This is a genomic window from Pedococcus sp. P2_F6 (assembly GCF_056403675.1).
The window spans coordinates 191347-206018 of the sequence record NZ_JBFUEZ010000002.1 but is presented as its reverse complement, the minus strand read 5'-3'; the positions used below and the strand labels follow the sequence as shown (position 1 = coordinate 206018).

The following is a 14672-nucleotide window of genomic DNA, read 5'->3' as shown; positions in this document are numbered from 1 at the left end:
CGCGGCGAGTGTTCCACCCGCGGCATACCGACCTGACGACCTGACCTCACAACCTCGGCCTGACATCAAACCGAACGTGCGTGACCCGTTGTGCACATCAAAGGAGACGGACAATGACGACCATCTCGACGCCTCGAGCCGACAAGCGCGGGAAGCCGGCCGCGACCGGCAAGCGCGGGAGGCCAACGGCGACCGGCAAGCCTCGACGGCCCGGGCAGGCGACCGGCACCGCAGTGCTCATGCTGCTGCCCGCTGCTGTCCTGTTGATCACCTTCCTGCTGATCCCGATCGGCCTCACCTTCATCCTCGCCTTCACCGACGCGAGACTGATCTCTCCCAGGCCCGCCCAGTTCACCGGCCTGGACAACCTCACCCGGCTCTTCGGCGATGAGACCTTCTGGAAGTCGCTGCGCAACACGATCATCTTCGCCATCGTCATCGTGCCGTTGCAGTCCGCCTGCGCCCTCGGGCTGGCCTTGCTGGTCAACGTCAAGATGCGCGGAGTCAACTTCTTCCGGACCGTGTACTTCCTTCCGGTCGTCACCTCCATGGTGGTCGTGTCGATGCTGTGGCTGTTCCTCTACCAGAAGAACGGCCTCATCAACCAAGCACTGTCGAACTTCGGGATCGCCGGGCCGGACTGGCTGGGCGACCCGCACACCGCGCTCATCGCCATCATCCTCATGTCCGCCTGGCAGGCCATGGGCTTCCACATGGTCATCTGGCTCTCCGGCCTCCAGACGATCCCGGGCGACCTGTACGAGGCCGCCGACCTGGACGGCGCCGGAACGTGGCAGAAGTTCCGCTACGTGACCTGGCCGGGACTTCGGGCAACCCGGACCTTCATCCTGATCACCATCACCATCTCGGCGTTCTCGCTGTTCACCCAGGTCAACATCATGACCGAAGGAGGACCCTTGGACTCGACCTCCACGCTGGTGCTCATGGCGGTCCGGACCGGGTTCCAGCAGCAACAGACGGGCTATGCCTCCGCGATCTCGCTGGCCTTCTTCGTGCTCGTCCTCGCAGTCACTCTTGTCAACCGTTACCTCACTCGTGAGAAGGCCTGACCATGACCACCCTGCCCCACGTCGCCGAGACGGCGGCCCCCGCAACCCACCGCCCCGACCAGGGCCCCAGCCGGATCAGCGTCGCCCTGGGCGTTCTCCTTCGGGCGGCCCTGTGCCTGGTGTTCGGTTTGCCCCTGGTGTTCATGATCATCTCCAGCTTCAAACCCGACACCCAAATCTTCGCCGACCTCACCGGCCCGAAGGCGTTCCTGCCCGTCGGTGACCTGTCCTTGGACAACTACACGGGAGTCTTCAACAGGGTCCCGTTCGCTCAGTTCATGATGAACTCGATCCTCATCACGGTCGTCACCGTGGTGCTCGGGCTCATCGTCAACTCGATGGCGGCCTTCTCACTCGCCCGGATCAAGTTCCGCGGCGGATCCTTCGTCCTCGGGATCATCCTCGCGACCCTCATCGTGCCGTTCGAGACCCTGGCCCTGCCCTTGCTGTGGTGGTCCAACAAGCTGCCCTTCTTCGGACCGGGCGGCTTCAGCCAAGGATGGTTGGACACCTACCAGGTGCAGATCGTCCCGTTCATCGCCAACGCATTCTCGATGTTCCTCTTCTACCAGTACTTCGACAGCATCCCCAAGGAGCTGGACGAGGCTGCCATGGTCGACGGGGCGAGCTGGTTCCGCATCTACCGCAGCATCATCATGCCGCTGTCAGGCCCCGCCATCGCCACGGTCGCGATCCTGACGTTCCTGCCGATGTGGAACCAGTACCTGTGGCCGCTGATGTCCGTTCAGTCCGAGGAACTTCGCCCGGTGATGGTCGGCATCGGCTACTTCAAACAGCTCAACGTCGCCTGGGGCCAGATCATGGCGTACGCGACCATGATCACCGTCCCGGTGCTGATCCTGTTCATCGCCTTCCAGCGATCGTTCATCAACTCGATCGCATCCTCCGGCGTCAAGGGCTGAGAGCTTGGTGCTCCAACTTCCCGGGACAAGCGGGTGGTGCTTCTGGCTCGACGACGACGGCCAGAAGCACCACACGTCCTTCCTCAGCGCCCGCGTCAGCTGCGCAAGCCACACCTTCTTTCGCGCCCGTTCCAACTCACTATCCAGCGGAGTCAGCCCATGAGCCACGCAAAGAATGGGCGACCAGCCTTTCACTTCACACCCCGACAGGGTTGGCTCAACGACCCCCATGGAGTCGTCTTCCACGACGGGAGATACCACCTGTTCCACCAAGCCCTTCCCGAGCGGGTGTCATGGAGTCCCGAGATCAGCTGGGGGCACGCCACAAGCCTCGACCTGATGAACTGGGTCCCGGAGGCGACCGCGCTCGAGCCTGCCCCCGATGAGACCGGATGTTGGACGGGAACCCTCTGCCTCCGCCCGGACGGGCAGCCGCTGATCCTGTACACCTCGGCCCGGGAACCACATCTTGATCTTGCGGACGTGCGAGCCGCATCTCCCGCAGACTCCACGTGGCAAACGTGGACGAACGGGGAACGCGTCGCCCTTCCTCTCGATGTGAAGACGCGCAAGCGGATCACCGTCTTCCGTGACCCGTCAGTGCGGCGAGAGAATGATCGTTGGCGAATGGTGGTGGGCGCTGGATATGAAGACGGGCGCCCCGCAGTCCTCAGCTGGGTGTCCAAGGACCTGACCACCTGGGCCTTCGATGGCGAGCTCGCGGTCGGAGTCCTCAGAAACGACGGACCCTGGCTCGGCACTGCGTGGGAATGTCCCCACCTGGTCAGGGTGGACGGGCATGACGTCCTCTTCGTCGGCTCCTGGAAGGACGGCATCACCGGCGAAGTACTCGCTGCCGTCGGAGAGCTTCAGGACGGCCGGTTCGAGAGCACCGAATGGACGCAGATTACGCACGGGGGAGGCCACTACGCCGCGACAGCGTTCCTCGACGCCGACAACCTCCCGTGCGCCATCTTCTGGATCCGGGGAGTAGCCGACCTGGACGCCGGCTGGTCGGGCGCCCTCAGCATCCCCTACCGGCTCTCGGTCGTCGACGGTGCGCTGCACCTTCGACCGCACCCCAACGCGATGAACGCATTCCCAACCAACGGCGCCGACCCGAACGTCCAGCTGCTCGAGGTTGACGAGATCGACGGCTTCCACCACAACGGCATCGACGTGACGTCCGGTCGCGACGAGCTCGTGGTCAGCATCGGCTCGACACACCTGCGCATCCCATCAGTGCGCGGCAGGCCTGCCGAGAACCTGACCGTCATCGTCGACGGTCCTGTTCTGGAGGTCTGCACGGGGACCTCAATCGCCGGAGCGCAACTGCCCGTGCCGGCAGCCGCGCCCGTGTCCCCGACCAACCCTGGCGGCCTATCGTGACACCGCAGATAGACCCTCAGGCTGGTACCGAGCCACTACAGCCAGCCTCGGACGAGGGCTGCGCCGTGGCGCGAGCGCGACCCGAAGACCACCACGCACCTGGTCCGCCGACGGTCAAGGATGTGGCGCGAATCGCTGGAGTCAGCACTGCGACGGTCTCGCGGGTCGTGAATCAAAACACCCACGTCAGCGAAGCCGCCCGGACTGCTGTGCTTCACGCGATCACGGCGCTCGGGTACGAACGCAACGAGGCGGCAGCGTCGATCCGGCGCACCCGTGCCTAGCGACTCCCAGTCCGCCGCGAACTCGGCTCTGTGCATGGGGATGTTCGTTCGGCGGCAGCGAAACAACGAAGGAGACATTGGTGTTTCGACTCCCGGACTCATGGGTGTGGGACTTCTGGCTCGTCGACGACGGCCAGAAGTACCACATGTTCTTCCTCTTCGCCTCGAGGGCGTTGCAGGATCCAGACGCCAGGCATGACCGAGCCTCCATCGGGCATGCAGTGTCGGAGGACCTCCGCAGCTGGATACGAGTTGAGGATGCGCTCGTGCGCAGCGACGCACCAGCATTCGATGACCTCGCCACCTGGACCGGGTCGGTCGTCAGGCATCCAGACGGTCGGTGGTTCATGTTCTACACCGGCGCCACCCGCGCCCCCGCCAGCAGCAACATCCAAACCATCGGCTTCGCCACCAGTACCGATCTGATCCACTGGGACAAGGGCACGGGTCCCGTCCTGGCAACAGATGACCGATGGTACGAGAAGCTTGCCGCCGGGCGTTGGCACGACGAGGCATTCCGCGACCCCTGGGTGTTTCCGGACCCGGAGGGTTGCGGATGGCACATGCTGATCACGGCTCGGGCGGTCTCCGGTCCGCCGGACAACTTCGATCGAGGCGTCATCGGCCACGGTTGGTCCGCGGACCTCACAGGGTGGGAGCTGCGTGGCCCGCTCACAGAGCCGGGCCAGGGCTTCGGCCAACTAGAAGTCCTCAACCTCCTGGACTTCGATGGCGCTCACTTCGTCACGTTCAGCTGCTTGGCACAGGACGCCGCACAGTGGCGCCGCGCGACGGGCACCACGGGGGGAGTGTGGGCAGCAAGGGCCGAAACACCGTTGGGTCCGTACGACATCGAAGGTGCACAGTTGCTGACCACCGATGAGCTGTACGTCGGCCGGTTCATTCGCGACCGAACCTCCGGCGACATGATGTTCCTCGCGTTCATCAACCGAGTCGACGATGTCTTCATCGGCACCGTCACTGACCCGATGAAGTGCGTGCTGCAGGACGGACGCATTTGGTTCGTCGACAGCTACGGCGCCCATCACGAGAAGCACCCACCGCCAACGGGCTCCTAGCCAACAGCCCTGGTGGCGGAATGCCGCACGCCGATGGGGCGGTCGAGGACCATGCCGATGCCGGCCAGGTTGAGACCGGCGTCCAGCAGGTCCGCGATCCGGCGCAGCCGGTCCACGTCGTTCGCGCTGTACCGGCGGGTGCCGCCTTTGGTGCGTTCCGGTCGGAGAAGCCCGCGCGCCTCGTAGAGGTGAAGGGTCTGCACACCCAGGCCGACCAGCTCGGCGGCTACGGAGATGCCGAACACGCCGCGGCCACTGTCGGGAGCGGGCAAGGTGACGGGTTGCGCCTCCTTCCTCGAGAATTCATGGAGTTCCCCCTTGCATCAGTATGGCCTTGGTGCTACATAAAACCTATAGCGAATGCCATAGATCCGCGATTTCTGTGGCGACGCTCGCAGCATCAGGCAAGAACGACGGAGGTGAAGACGATGCTGATGCGCACCGACCCTTTCCGTGAGCTCGACCGGCTCACCCAACAGGCGCTGGGCACGATGGCGCGGCCCTCGGCGATGCCGCTGGACGCATGGCGGGACGGAGACGTCTTCCATGTCGAGTTCGACCTGCCAGGCGTCAGTCACGACTCGATCGACATCGACGTTGAGCGAAACGTGGTCACCGTCAGGGCCGAACGGCCGGCGCGGGCCAGTGACGCAGAGCTGATCGCCGCGGAACGTCCCCGAGGGGTGTTCAGCCGGCAACTGGTCCTGGGGGACACCCTGGAGACTGAGCGCATCGAGGCCAGCTATGACGCCGGAGTGCTCACGTTGAAGATTCCGGTTGCTGAGCAGGCCAAGCCGCGCAAGATCGAGATCAGCAGCCGGAACGAAGGCCAGCAGGCCATCACCGCCTGACCCTGGGTGGTGAGGCACATGCTCGCCGTTGTTGCTGCCCAGGCCGACGCCTCCGCCATGCAAAGCGCCGTGCGCGGTGTGGACGAGGAGTTCCTCGAGCTGATCTGCGCGGACGAAGAGCTGCTGCGGGCCGAGTTCGACGCGATCATCGACCAAGAATGGTTGAGCCGTCCCCCTCCGGCTGACCCACCCGCCGCGTCACCTGGACCCGGCCCTGGACCGCGGCGGCATCGGCCGCCGGCCGGTGGCGTGGCGTCCCCGCGTCGACCACACCACCCCGGTGCCGACGGGTGGAGCCGGCAACGCTCGCCCCCGCGGCTCAGCCGCAACCACGATCTGAGACCGAACGAAAAGGATCGACGAAGGTAGGTGATCGCCCGACACCCAGCACCCCACAGGATGAAGCATGCGAACAGACTCTCGCCTGGGCCGCGTTCGTGCCATCGCGCCCGACGCAGGCTGCGCGACGCCCACGCCTTGACGGCGTACCCGTTCGCGGCCCAGGCGAGGCCCATCAGCGACACCCACAACCCCACGATGGTGTCGCCAACCGTGCTACAGCGACGGGACCGCCCATCAATGATCTGAACCTTCCGGCGCAGCCATGACCGTTGACCGCACCGACCCCTACGCCGTCTTGGGCCTGACCCCGAAGGCCACCCAAGGCCAGATCCGGCGCGCGTACCTCACCCTCTTGCGCCGGCATCACCCCGACACCCGCGTGCGGGGCAACCCCGCCGACAACGCAGCCTCAGACAGGACACTGCAGCAGGCCAACGCCGCATACGGATCCTGGGCGACCCGGCCCGCCGAGCCGACCTCGACCACCCCCCAAGCCCGCCCCAGACCAGCACCGCAACCCGGGTTCGCCGCGGAATGCCCTTCGCACGCAGCGCACCTGACCAGCCACCCATCCAGGCCGGTCCCGTGCGCTGGCATGATCGCCGCCGATAGGTGGGCATTCGAGCAAGGCCCTCGGCCCAGCCCGCGCCGCCCAGTCCGTCGTCGTCGCGGGCGAAGGACGGCGGACCAGAACAGCCTCCCGCGCCCGACAGGGACGTGTCGGGCCCGGTGCGGTGAAGCGGCACGTGGGTGGGCGGCATACGTCGGTCTGAATATCCATCGCGAAAGCTTCGAAGGTTCGAATCCTTTCACCTGCCACCACGTGCCCAGAGGGCGCCTGACCCCCGAAACGCGAGCCTGGCGCCTCTGTCTGTACCCGCTAGGGGTATGTCGTGAAGGAGACCTGCGGCCTTGTCGCGGCGTCAACCAGGGCAACGTCGCCTAGGGTCGGGGAAACGGGTCCGACCCCGTAGAGGGATGGAGCCATGTGCCACTACTGCGGGTGTCGAGAGATGCCTCTGATCCGGGACTACATCGCCGAGCACGAGCGGGCGACCAACCTCGGTGGCGATGCGGTGCGCGCCATCGACCGCGGTGAGCTGGCCGTGGCGAGTGAGCTTCTACGCGTGATGGGCGCCGAGCTGCGGTCCCACTGGCAGGGCGAGGAGAACGGCCTGTTCGCGGTGATGGGTCGCGACCCCCTGGCGGCGGAGCACATCGGTCCATTGGTGCGGGAGCACCGCGAGCTGGCGGACCTGCTTGTCACCGTGGACCTGGCTGACCCGGCCGACCAGGAACGCATCCGGACTGCGGTCTCCGAGCTGCACGAACACATCGCGAAGGAAGAGGACGGCCTCTTCCCTGCATCACTCATCGCGCTGGGAGGCGCCGAGTGGGACGCCTCGATGCTGGCGTGGCAGGAGGCTCACCCGGGTCAGAGCATGATCGGGCAGTGATGCCGGGTTGGTGAAGGGCCAGCCGCCCGACCTTGGGGCAGTGCGCAGGCAGGCGGCCAGGTGTCAGCCGTTCTTCTTGCCGACGCTCAGGAGGATCGCGGAGTCTTCGTCGGCCTCGAGGGCGTGCCTGGCATCGGGCACGACCAGCAGGTCCCCCGTTGACCCGCTCCACGAAGTGTCCCCGGAGATGAGCCTGACGTGCCCGTGCAGGACCTGGACCGTCGCGTTGCCCGGATTCTCGTGCTCGTCGAGGGCGCTGCCGGCGCGGAGTGCGATGAGGGTCTGGCGAAGGACATGGTCGTGACCTCCGAACACGGTTTGCGCACTCCGTCCGCTGGTCGCCGTCCGGGCGAGCTCGAGGTGGTGTCGCGTCAGGTCGTTGAGGGACTCGTTCTGCATCGGGCTCATCTCCAGGGTTGTGGTTCAGGTCTGGCCGGGGCGGAGCGCCCTCAGCCGACGCGGTCCCAGCCGCGACGAGGCCGGTGGCTGCCGAGCTGGGTGTCGTCGCGACTGCGGTAGACGATGTAGGGGCGGGTCAGGTAGCCGACCGGCGCGCTGAACACGTGCACCAGCCTGGTGAAGGGCCACAGGGCGAACAGCCCGAAGGCGACGAGCGCGTGCAGCTGGAATCCCAGCGGCGCGTCCGCCATCAGGGAGGCGTCGGGGTGGAACGCGAGGAACGAGCGGTACCAGACGGATACGCCCTCGCGGTAGTTGTACTCGCCGCCGATCGTCATGATCGAGCCGGCGATGGTGTTCCACATGCCCAGCATGATCACGACGCCCAGGAAGGCGTACATGACCTTGTCCATGCGCGTGGTGGCGGAGAAGACGGGGCCGACGGTGCGTCTGCGGTAGATCAGGATCGCCATGCCGACCACGGCCATCACGCCGGCCAGCAGGCCTCCCGTGACGGCCACCACGTGGTAGGCGTGCTGGCTGACGCCGGCCCAGTTCGTCCACGACTGCGGCACCAGCAGGCCGATGATGTGGCCGCCGACGACGCCGAGCATCCCGAAGTGGAAGAGCGGGCTGCCAATGCGCAGCAGGCTGTTCTCGTAGAGCTGGGACGATCGCGTGGTCCACCCGAACTTGTCGTAGCGGTAGCGCCACAGGTGACCGACCACGAAGGTCGTCAGGCACAGGTAGGGGAGGATGACGAAGAGGAACTCGTTCATGTGCGGGCTCCCGGGAACGACGGCATGGGCAGGGCGATGGATGCCGTGGCACGGGTGTCCGCGCCGGGGCTGAACTGCGGGTTGGCGAACGGGGCGAGCCCGACCTCTTCCTCGGGTGGCCCCTCGGCAGCGAGCCGCCGGACGGCATCGCGCTCGTCGCCACGCAGGGGCGGCAACGTGGCGGTGACTGCATCGATCAGGTGCGCCCACGCCGAGCCCATGTCCCGCAGCGAGAGTCGCAGCAGCTCGAGGCCGGCCCGGTGGTCGAGCATCAGGTCGCGGCCGATGTCCTGGTCGACGGTGGCGGCGAACTCGAGCACGACACAGAGGTGGTCGGGCAGCTCCCCGTCGTCGAGCTCGAACCCGGCGCGGAGGTACGACTGCTTGAACCGGAGCAGTGCCATCCCGCGCTTGCGGGTGTCCCCGTGGGCGAAGTAGGTCAGGAACAGGTTGCAGCGGCGCCGGGTGTCGAACGTCTCGACGTAGTCCGACTGGAGCTCCGGCAGCGGAGTGGACTCGAGGTGGTCAAGGAAGGCCCGGATGGAGCCCCCTACCGCCGGCGTCAGCTGCTGCGAGGCGGACCTCAGCAGGTCGGCGCGGGCGAGGAGGAACTCGTCCGGGTAGTCGAGGAGCAGGGAGACCGACTGCCACACGATGGTGAGCTGGTCGGGGGGCAGGGTCGGTCTTTGACGGCGGCTGCTCATGAGTCGGAGCCCGTTGGTGGGAACATCCCCGGCGGGGAGCCCTTGCCATCCCAGTTGAGGAGGTTGACACGGCCCTTGGTGTTGCTCGGTCCGGCCAGCGAGTCGGAGGTCTGCCGGTCCTGCAGCATCTGGAAGTTCTCGACCGCGATCGGCGTCGGGATTCCGGACCCCTCGCCGAACAGGTCCTGCTGTCCGCCGCCGTAGTCCGACACGGAGCACTCCGTGGACAGCTCCTCCAGGGAGTGGGCCTGCTCGGCGTGCGCCGGCGGGATGACGTAGCGCTCGTCGTACTTCGCGATCGCGAGGAGGCGGTACATGTCGTACATCTCCTCCTCGCTCATCCCCACAGCAGCCGGGATCGAGGGGTCGGGGTCGCGGCCCATGTTGATGTCGCGCATGTAGCAGCGCATCGCGGCGAGCTTCTTGAGGACGGCGTCAACGGGTTCGACGTCGCCGGCCGTGAAGAGCTCGGCGAGGTACTCGATGGGGATCCGGAGGGCGTCGATCGCGGCGAAGAGGTTGCCCTTGTCCTCGGCGTCCTCCCCGGTCTCTGCGACGACGTCGACGACGGGGGACAGGGGTGGGATGTACCAGACCATGGGCATGGTGCGGTACTCCGGGTGGAGCGGCAGTGCGACCTTGAAGGTGTTGATCAGGGCGTAGATCGGTGAGCGCTGTGCCGCGTCGATCCAGTCGCGGGCGATGCCGGCCTTCTCCGCCTCACGCATCACCTCGGGGTCGAACGGGTCGAGGAACACGTCGCGCTGGGCCTCGTAGAGCCCCTGGTCGTCAGTGGTCGAGGCCGCCGCGAGGACCTTGTCGGCGTCGTAGAGCATCAGGCCGATGTAGCGCAGCCGACCCACGCAGGTCTCGGCGCACACGGTTGGCAGGCCGACCTCGATACGCGGGAAGCAGAACGTGCACTTCTCGGCCTTGCCGGTGCGGTGGTTGAAGTAGATCTTCTTGTAGGGGCAGCCCGAGACGCACTTGCGCCAGCCGCGGCACTTGTCCTGGTCAACCAGGACGATGCCGTCCTCCTCGCGCTTGTAGATCGCGCCACTGGGACAGGACGCGGCGCACGACGGGTTGAGGCAGTGCTCACAGATCCGGGGCAGGTAGAACATGAAGGTCTGCTCGAACTCGAACTTCACCTTGTCGGCGATCTTCTTCAGCATGGGGTCGCGGTGCGCGGTCTCGGTGGAGCCGCCGAGGTCGTCGTCCCAGTTGGCCGACCACTCGATCTTCATGTTCTTGCCGCTGATCAGCGACTTGGGTCGTGCGACCGGAGTGTGCTCCTGGGCGGGCGCGTCGGTGAGGGTGGAGTAGTCGTACGTCCACGGTTCGTAGTACTCGCCGATCGAGGGCAGGATCGGGTTGGAGAAGATCGTCATCAGGTTCTTGAGGCGTCCGCCTGCCTTGAGCTTCATGCGGCCGCTCTTGGTGAGCTCCCAGCCGCCCTTCCACTTCTCCTGGTCCTCGTAGGTGCGCGGGTAGCCGAGCCCTGGCCGAGTCTCGACGTTGTTGAACCAGATGTACTCGGTGCCCGAGCGATTGGTCCATGCCTGCTTGCAGGTCACCGAGCAGGTGTGGCACCCGATGCACTTGTCGAGGTTCATCACCATCGCCATCTGGGCCATGACCTTCATCAGTACGTCACGTCCTGGCTGCGCTTGCGGATGATGGTGACCTCGTCACGTTGGTTGCCGGTGGGGCCGAGATAGTTGAATGCAAAGGTCAGCTGGGCGTACCCCCCGATCAGGTGGGACGGCTTCACGAGCAGCCGGGTCAGTGAGTTGTGGATTCCTCCGCGCTTGCCGGACGTCTCCGCCAGCGGTACGTCGATCAGCCGGTCCTGGGCGTGGTACATGTACACCGTTCCCTCCGGCATCCGGTGCGAGACGATCGCCCGGGCCACGACGACGCCGTTGCGGTTGACCGCCTCGATCCAGTCGTTGTCCTTGATGCCGACCTTGGTCGCGTCGCGGTCGCTCATCCAGATGTTCTGGCCGCCGCGCGAGAGCGAGAGCATGAACAGGTTGTCCTGGTACTCCGAGTGGATCGACCACTTGTTGTGTGGGGTCAGGTACCGCACGGTCAGCCCTTCGACCTGGCCGGCCGAACCGTCCGACACGGTGCCCAGCGCGGGCTCCGCGAACAGCGCCGCCATGTTGAGCGGGGGCCGGTAGACGGGAAGACCCTCGCCGAGCTCGGTCATCCAGTCGTGGTCGAGGTAGAAGTGCATCCGCCCGGTCAGGGTGTGCCAGGGCTTCTTGCGCTCCACGTTGATCGTGAAGGGTGAGTAGCGCCGCCCGCCGGTCTCCGAACCAGACCACTCCGGCGAGGTGATCACCGGCACGGGCGGACCCTGGGTGTCGGCGAAGGTGATCTGCTTGCCCTCGTGCTCCTCGGCCAGATCGGCCAGTCGCACGCCGGTGCGCTTCTCGAGGGTCTTGAAGCCTTGGGTCGCCAGGTGCCCGTTGGTGGTCCCGGACATCGCGAGGATCGCCTCGCACACGTTGACGTCCTTCTTCAGTGACGGCCGGCCGTCGGCCACGCCGCCTCGGACCGCCCCGTTCTTGGCCCGGAGGTAGTCGACCTGCTGACTGAGCGCGAACGTGACGCCCTTGGTGGTCGCGCCGAGCTTGTCCACCAGGGGGCCGAGTGCGTTCATCTTCTGTGCGACTGCGCCGTAGTCACGCTCGACCTCGACGAGCTTGGGCATCGTGACACCGGGGATCGGCTCGCACTCGCCCTTCTTCCAGTCGCGCACGACCCCGTGCGGGTTGGCCATCGCGTCGGGGGTGTCGTGGGTGAGCGGCACGGCGACCACGTCCTTGCGGACACCGAGGTGCGTGGCGGCGAGCTCGCTGAACTTCTCGGCGATCGTCTGCCACGCATCCCAGTCGGTGCGGGTCTGCCACGGCGGGGCGATGGCGGGGTTGAAGGAGTGCACGAAAGGGTGCATGTCGGTGGTGTTGAGGTCGTGCTTCTCGTACCAGGTGGCGGCGGGGAGGACGACGTCGGAGAAGATCGTGGTGCTGGTCTGGCGGAAGTCGATCGTCATGAGCAGGTCGAGCTTTCCCTCCGGTGCCTCGTCCCTCCACTTCACATCGACGGGTCGTTGCCCCTCAGGTGTCTCGGTGGCTCGCACCGAGGAGTCGGTGCCGAGCAGGTGCTTGAGGAAGTACTCGTTGCCCTTGCCGGACGAGCCGAGGAGGTTGGCCCGCCAGATCGACAGGATCCTCGGGTAGTTGCTGGGCGCGTCGGGGTCCTCGCCGGCAAAGTCCAGCTCGCCGGACTTGAGCTGTTCGACGACGTACTCGCCGATCGGCTTCCCCGCGGCAGCCGCGTCGTCGCTGAGGTCGAGCGGGTTGCGGTCGAAGGTGGGATAGGACGGCATCCAGCCCATCCGGGCGCTCTGGGCGATGACGTCGGCAGTGGACTTGCCCGCGAGCTGGCCCTTGCCCGTGGTCGCCGAGAGGGTGTCGGCGCCGAACTGGTCGTAGCGGAACTGGTTGGTGTGCAGGTACCAGTACGCCGTTTGGATCATGTTGCGCGGCGGCCGGTTCCAGTCGAGTGCGTTGGCGATCTGGGTGTAGCCGGTGATCGGGCGGACCTTCTCCTGACCGACGTAGTGGGCCCAGCCGCCGCCGTTGACGCCTTGGCAACCGGTGAGGTTGGTGAGGGTGAGGAAGGCGCGGTAGATCGTGTCGGAGTGGAACCAGTGGTTGGTGCCGGCGCCCATGACGATCATGGACCGGCCCTTGGACTCCTCGGCGTTCTGGGCGAACTCGCGCCCGATCCGAGCGGCGGTGGCGGCCGGCACTCCCGTGATGGCCTCTTGCCAGGCGGGCGTGTACGGCGACTGTGCGTCGTCGTAACCCCTGTTGTCACCGGTCGGCCAGACTCCCGGAAGGGCCTGACCCTCGTGCGACCGGCCAACCCCGTACTGCGCGAGGAGCAGGTCGTAGACGGTGGTGACCAGGTGACCCTCGACGCGGCGCACGGGTATGCCCCGAGGGAGGTCGGCGGCCGCGCCGTCAGGGGTGTCGAAACGCGGCATACGGACGACGACGGACTCAGTCGCGGTGTCCAGGAGGGAAAGAACCGGGTCGACGTCGCCGAGCTCGAGGTTCCAGCTGCCCACCCCTGCCTCGCCGTACCGGTGGCCCAGCGACCCGTTCGGGATGACGGGCTTGCCGGTGGCTGAGTCGATGAGCACGGTCTTGAAGGCGGCGTTCTCGACGTCGGCGTGGTCCGGCAGGTCGGCGGCGGTGAGGAACTTGCCCGCCGTGAACTCACCGTCGGCGGTCTCCTCGAGCCGGACCAGGTGGGGCAGGTCGGTGTAGGTCTTCACGTACTCGGTGAAGTAGGGCGTCTGTCGGTCGACGAAGAACTCCTTCAGCACGACGTGGCCCATCGCCATCGCGAGGGCGGCGTCGGTACCCGGCTTGGCAGCCAGCCACTCGTCGGCGAACTTCACGTTGTCGGCGTAGTCGGGGGCTACAGCGATGACCTTCTGGCCGCGGTAGCGGGCCTCGGTCATCCAGTGGGCGTCCGGGGTGCGGGTGACGGGGAGGTTGGAGCCCCACATGATCAGGTAGCCCGCGTTCCACCAGTCACCGGACTCAGGGACGTCGGTCTGGTCGCCGAAGACCTGCGGGGAGGCGACGGGGAGGTCGGCGTACCAGTCGTAGAAGCTCAGCATGGAGCCGCCGATGAGGTTCACGAACCTGGCGCCGGAGGCGTGCGAGACCATCGACATCGCCGGGATGGGCGAGAATCCGGCGACGCGGTCGGGCCCGTACTTCTTGATCGTGTGGACGTGCGCAGCGGCGACGATCTCGCTGGCTTCCTCCCAGGTGGCGCGGACCAGGCCGCCCTTGCCGCGCGCCGACTTGTAGGCCTTGGCCCGCAACGGGTTCTCGACGATGTGCTCCCAGGCTTTCACCGGGTCCCCGTCGTGCTGGGACTTGGCCTCGCGGAACATCTGGAGCAGGACGCCGCGCACATACGGGTAGCGAACTCGAGTGGGGGAGTAGGTGTACCAGGAGAACGCCGCGCCACGGGGGCAGCCGCGGGGCTCGTACTCGGGGGAGTCCGGGCCGACCGAGGGATAGTCGGTCTGCTGGGTCTCCCAGGTGATGATCCCGTCCTTGACGTAGACCTTCCACGAGCAGGAGCCGGTGCAGTTCACCCCGTGGGTGGACCGCACGACCTTGTCGTGGCTCCAGCGGTCGCGGTAGAAGTCGTCGGCTTCGCGCCCTCCGACCTGCGAGATGGTCCGGAGGTCGTCCGAGACGGTTCCCTTGGTGAAGAACCTCCGGGTGCGGACCAGGGCCTCCGTGAGGGAGCCGTCCATCCCGATGTCGGACGTGGACTTCTTGTGCGAGGG

At 66.5% G+C, this 14672-nt stretch carries 14 protein-coding genes; 8 read left to right on the top strand and 6 right to left on the bottom strand.

Annotated features, from left to right (window positions below):
* The first annotated feature begins 113 nt into the window (after positions 1 to 113).
* The 5 genes from AC1DWP_RS06405 (at position 114) to AC1DWP_RS06385 (ending at position 4745) form a co-directional block, all read left to right on the top strand.
* A complete protein-coding gene (locus AC1DWP_RS06405; protein ID WP_477613625.1) occupies positions 114 to 1070 on the top strand; it encodes a carbohydrate ABC transporter permease in 957 nt (318 codons plus the stop codon).
* Between the two features lie 2 nt (positions 1071 to 1072).
* Positions 1073 to 1993: a carbohydrate ABC transporter permease gene (locus AC1DWP_RS06400; RefSeq protein WP_477613624.1), complete on the top strand. Its 921-nt coding sequence runs from the start codon at positions 1073 to 1075 to the stop codon at positions 1991 to 1993.
* A gap of 159 nt (positions 1994 to 2152) precedes the next feature.
* Positions 2153 to 3382 (top strand): glycoside hydrolase family 32 protein, encoded by a 1230-nt coding sequence (locus AC1DWP_RS06395; RefSeq protein ID WP_477613623.1) that lies wholly within the window; start codon positions 2153 to 2155, stop codon positions 3380 to 3382.
* On the top strand, positions 3379 to 3666 hold the full coding sequence (locus AC1DWP_RS06390) for a LacI family DNA-binding transcriptional regulator (RefSeq protein WP_477613622.1): 288 nt from the start codon (positions 3379 to 3381) through the stop codon (positions 3664 to 3666). Before AC1DWP_RS06395 ends, AC1DWP_RS06390 begins: the two co-directional genes overlap by 4 nt.
* An 80-nt stretch (positions 3667 to 3746) precedes the next feature.
* A complete protein-coding gene (locus tag AC1DWP_RS06385; protein ID WP_477613621.1) occupies positions 3747 to 4745 on the top strand; it encodes a glycosyl hydrolase family 32 in 999 nt (332 codons plus the stop codon).
* Here AC1DWP_RS06385 and AC1DWP_RS06380 read toward each other — a convergent pair.
* On the bottom strand, positions 4742 to 5017 hold the full coding sequence (locus AC1DWP_RS06380; protein ID WP_477613620.1) for a MerR family transcriptional regulator: 276 nt from the start codon (positions 5015 to 5017) through the stop codon (positions 4742 to 4744). The genes AC1DWP_RS06385 and AC1DWP_RS06380 overlap by 4 nt on opposite strands.
* A gap of 156 nt (positions 5018 to 5173) precedes the next feature.
* On the opposite strand from AC1DWP_RS06380, the gene AC1DWP_RS06375 reads away from it, so the two are divergent.
* From AC1DWP_RS06375 to AC1DWP_RS06365, 3 genes are all read left to right on the top strand, one after another.
* Positions 5174 to 5596: an Hsp20/alpha crystallin family protein gene (locus AC1DWP_RS06375; RefSeq protein WP_477613905.1), complete on the top strand. Its 423-nt coding sequence runs from the start codon at positions 5174 to 5176 to the stop codon at positions 5594 to 5596.
* Positions 5597 to 6200: 604 nt separating this feature from the next.
* The gene (locus AC1DWP_RS06370) at positions 6201 to 6884 is read left to right on the top strand and encodes a J domain-containing protein (RefSeq protein WP_477613619.1); all 684 of its coding nucleotides are present in this window, start codon (positions 6201 to 6203) and stop codon (positions 6882 to 6884) included.
* A 67-nt stretch (positions 6885 to 6951) separates the two neighbouring features.
* Positions 6952 to 7395 carry a hemerythrin domain-containing protein gene (locus AC1DWP_RS06365; RefSeq protein ID WP_477613618.1) on the top strand — a complete coding sequence of 148 codons (444 nt, stop codon included), beginning with the start codon at positions 6952 to 6954 and terminating at the stop codon, positions 7393 to 7395.
* 63 nt (positions 7396 to 7458) lie between these two features.
* Here AC1DWP_RS06365 and AC1DWP_RS06360 read toward each other — a convergent pair whose 3' ends face one another.
* The 5 genes from AC1DWP_RS06360 to AC1DWP_RS06340 are packed head-to-tail and all read right to left on the bottom strand — an operon-like array spanning position 7459 to position 14639.
* Positions 7459 to 7803, bottom strand: a complete 345-nt coding sequence (locus AC1DWP_RS06360) for a cupin domain-containing protein (RefSeq protein WP_477613617.1) — start codon at positions 7801 to 7803, stop codon at positions 7459 to 7461.
* Between the two features lie 41 nt (positions 7804 to 7844).
* Positions 7845 to 8573, bottom strand: coding sequence for a respiratory nitrate reductase subunit gamma (gene narI / locus AC1DWP_RS06355; protein ID WP_477613616.1), 729 nt, complete (start codon positions 8571 to 8573; stop codon positions 7845 to 7847).
* Entirely contained in the window at positions 8570 to 9277 is a 708-nt protein-coding gene (gene narJ / locus AC1DWP_RS06350) for a nitrate reductase molybdenum cofactor assembly chaperone (protein WP_477613615.1), read from the bottom strand. Before narJ ends, narI begins: the two co-directional genes overlap by 4 nt.
* Positions 9274 to 10923, bottom strand: coding sequence for a nitrate reductase subunit beta (narH, locus tag AC1DWP_RS06345; RefSeq protein ID WP_477613614.1), 1650 nt, complete (start codon positions 10921 to 10923; stop codon positions 9274 to 9276). Before narH ends, narJ begins: the two co-directional genes overlap by 4 nt.
* Complete coding sequence (locus AC1DWP_RS06340) at positions 10923 to 14639, bottom strand: nitrate reductase subunit alpha (RefSeq protein ID WP_477613904.1); 3717 nt, start codon at positions 14637 to 14639, stop codon at positions 10923 to 10925. The genes narH and AC1DWP_RS06340 overlap by 1 nt, the downstream gene beginning before the upstream one ends.
* Positions 14640 to 14672: the final 33 nt, after the last annotated feature.

Coding starts and splice junctions, on each gene's coding strand:
- AC1DWP_RS06405 (WP_477613625.1), top strand. CDS start 114: ATGACGACCATCTCGACGCCTCGAGCCGACAAGCGCGGGAAGCCGGCC.
- AC1DWP_RS06400 (WP_477613624.1), top strand. CDS start 1,073: ATGACCACCCTGCCCCACGTCGCCGAGACGGCGGCCCCCGCAACCCAC.
- AC1DWP_RS06395 (WP_477613623.1), top strand. CDS start 2,153: ATGAGCCACGCAAAGAATGGGCGACCAGCCTTTCACTTCACACCCCGA.
- AC1DWP_RS06375 (WP_477613905.1), top strand. CDS start 5,174: ATGCTGATGCGCACCGACCCTTTCCGTGAGCTCGACCGGCTCACCCAA.
- AC1DWP_RS06370 (WP_477613619.1), top strand. CDS start 6,201: ATGACCGTTGACCGCACCGACCCCTACGCCGTCTTGGGCCTGACCCCG.
- AC1DWP_RS06365 (WP_477613618.1), top strand. CDS start 6,952: ATGCCTCTGATCCGGGACTACATCGCCGAGCACGAGCGGGCGACCAAC.
- AC1DWP_RS06360 (WP_477613617.1), bottom strand. CDS start 7,803: ATGAGCCCGATGCAGAACGAGTCCCTCAACGACCTGACGCGACACCAC.
- narI (WP_477613616.1), bottom strand. CDS start 8,573: ATGAACGAGTTCCTCTTCGTCATCCTCCCCTACCTGTGCCTGACGACC.
- narJ (WP_477613615.1), bottom strand. CDS start 9,277: ATGAGCAGCCGCCGTCAAAGACCGACCCTGCCCCCCGACCAGCTCACC.
- narH (WP_477613614.1), bottom strand. CDS start 10,923: ATGAAGGTCATGGCCCAGATGGCGATGGTGATGAACCTCGACAAGTGC.
- AC1DWP_RS06340 (WP_477613904.1), bottom strand. CDS start 14,639: ATGGACGGCTCCCTCACGGAGGCCCTGGTCCGCACCCGGAGGTTCTTC.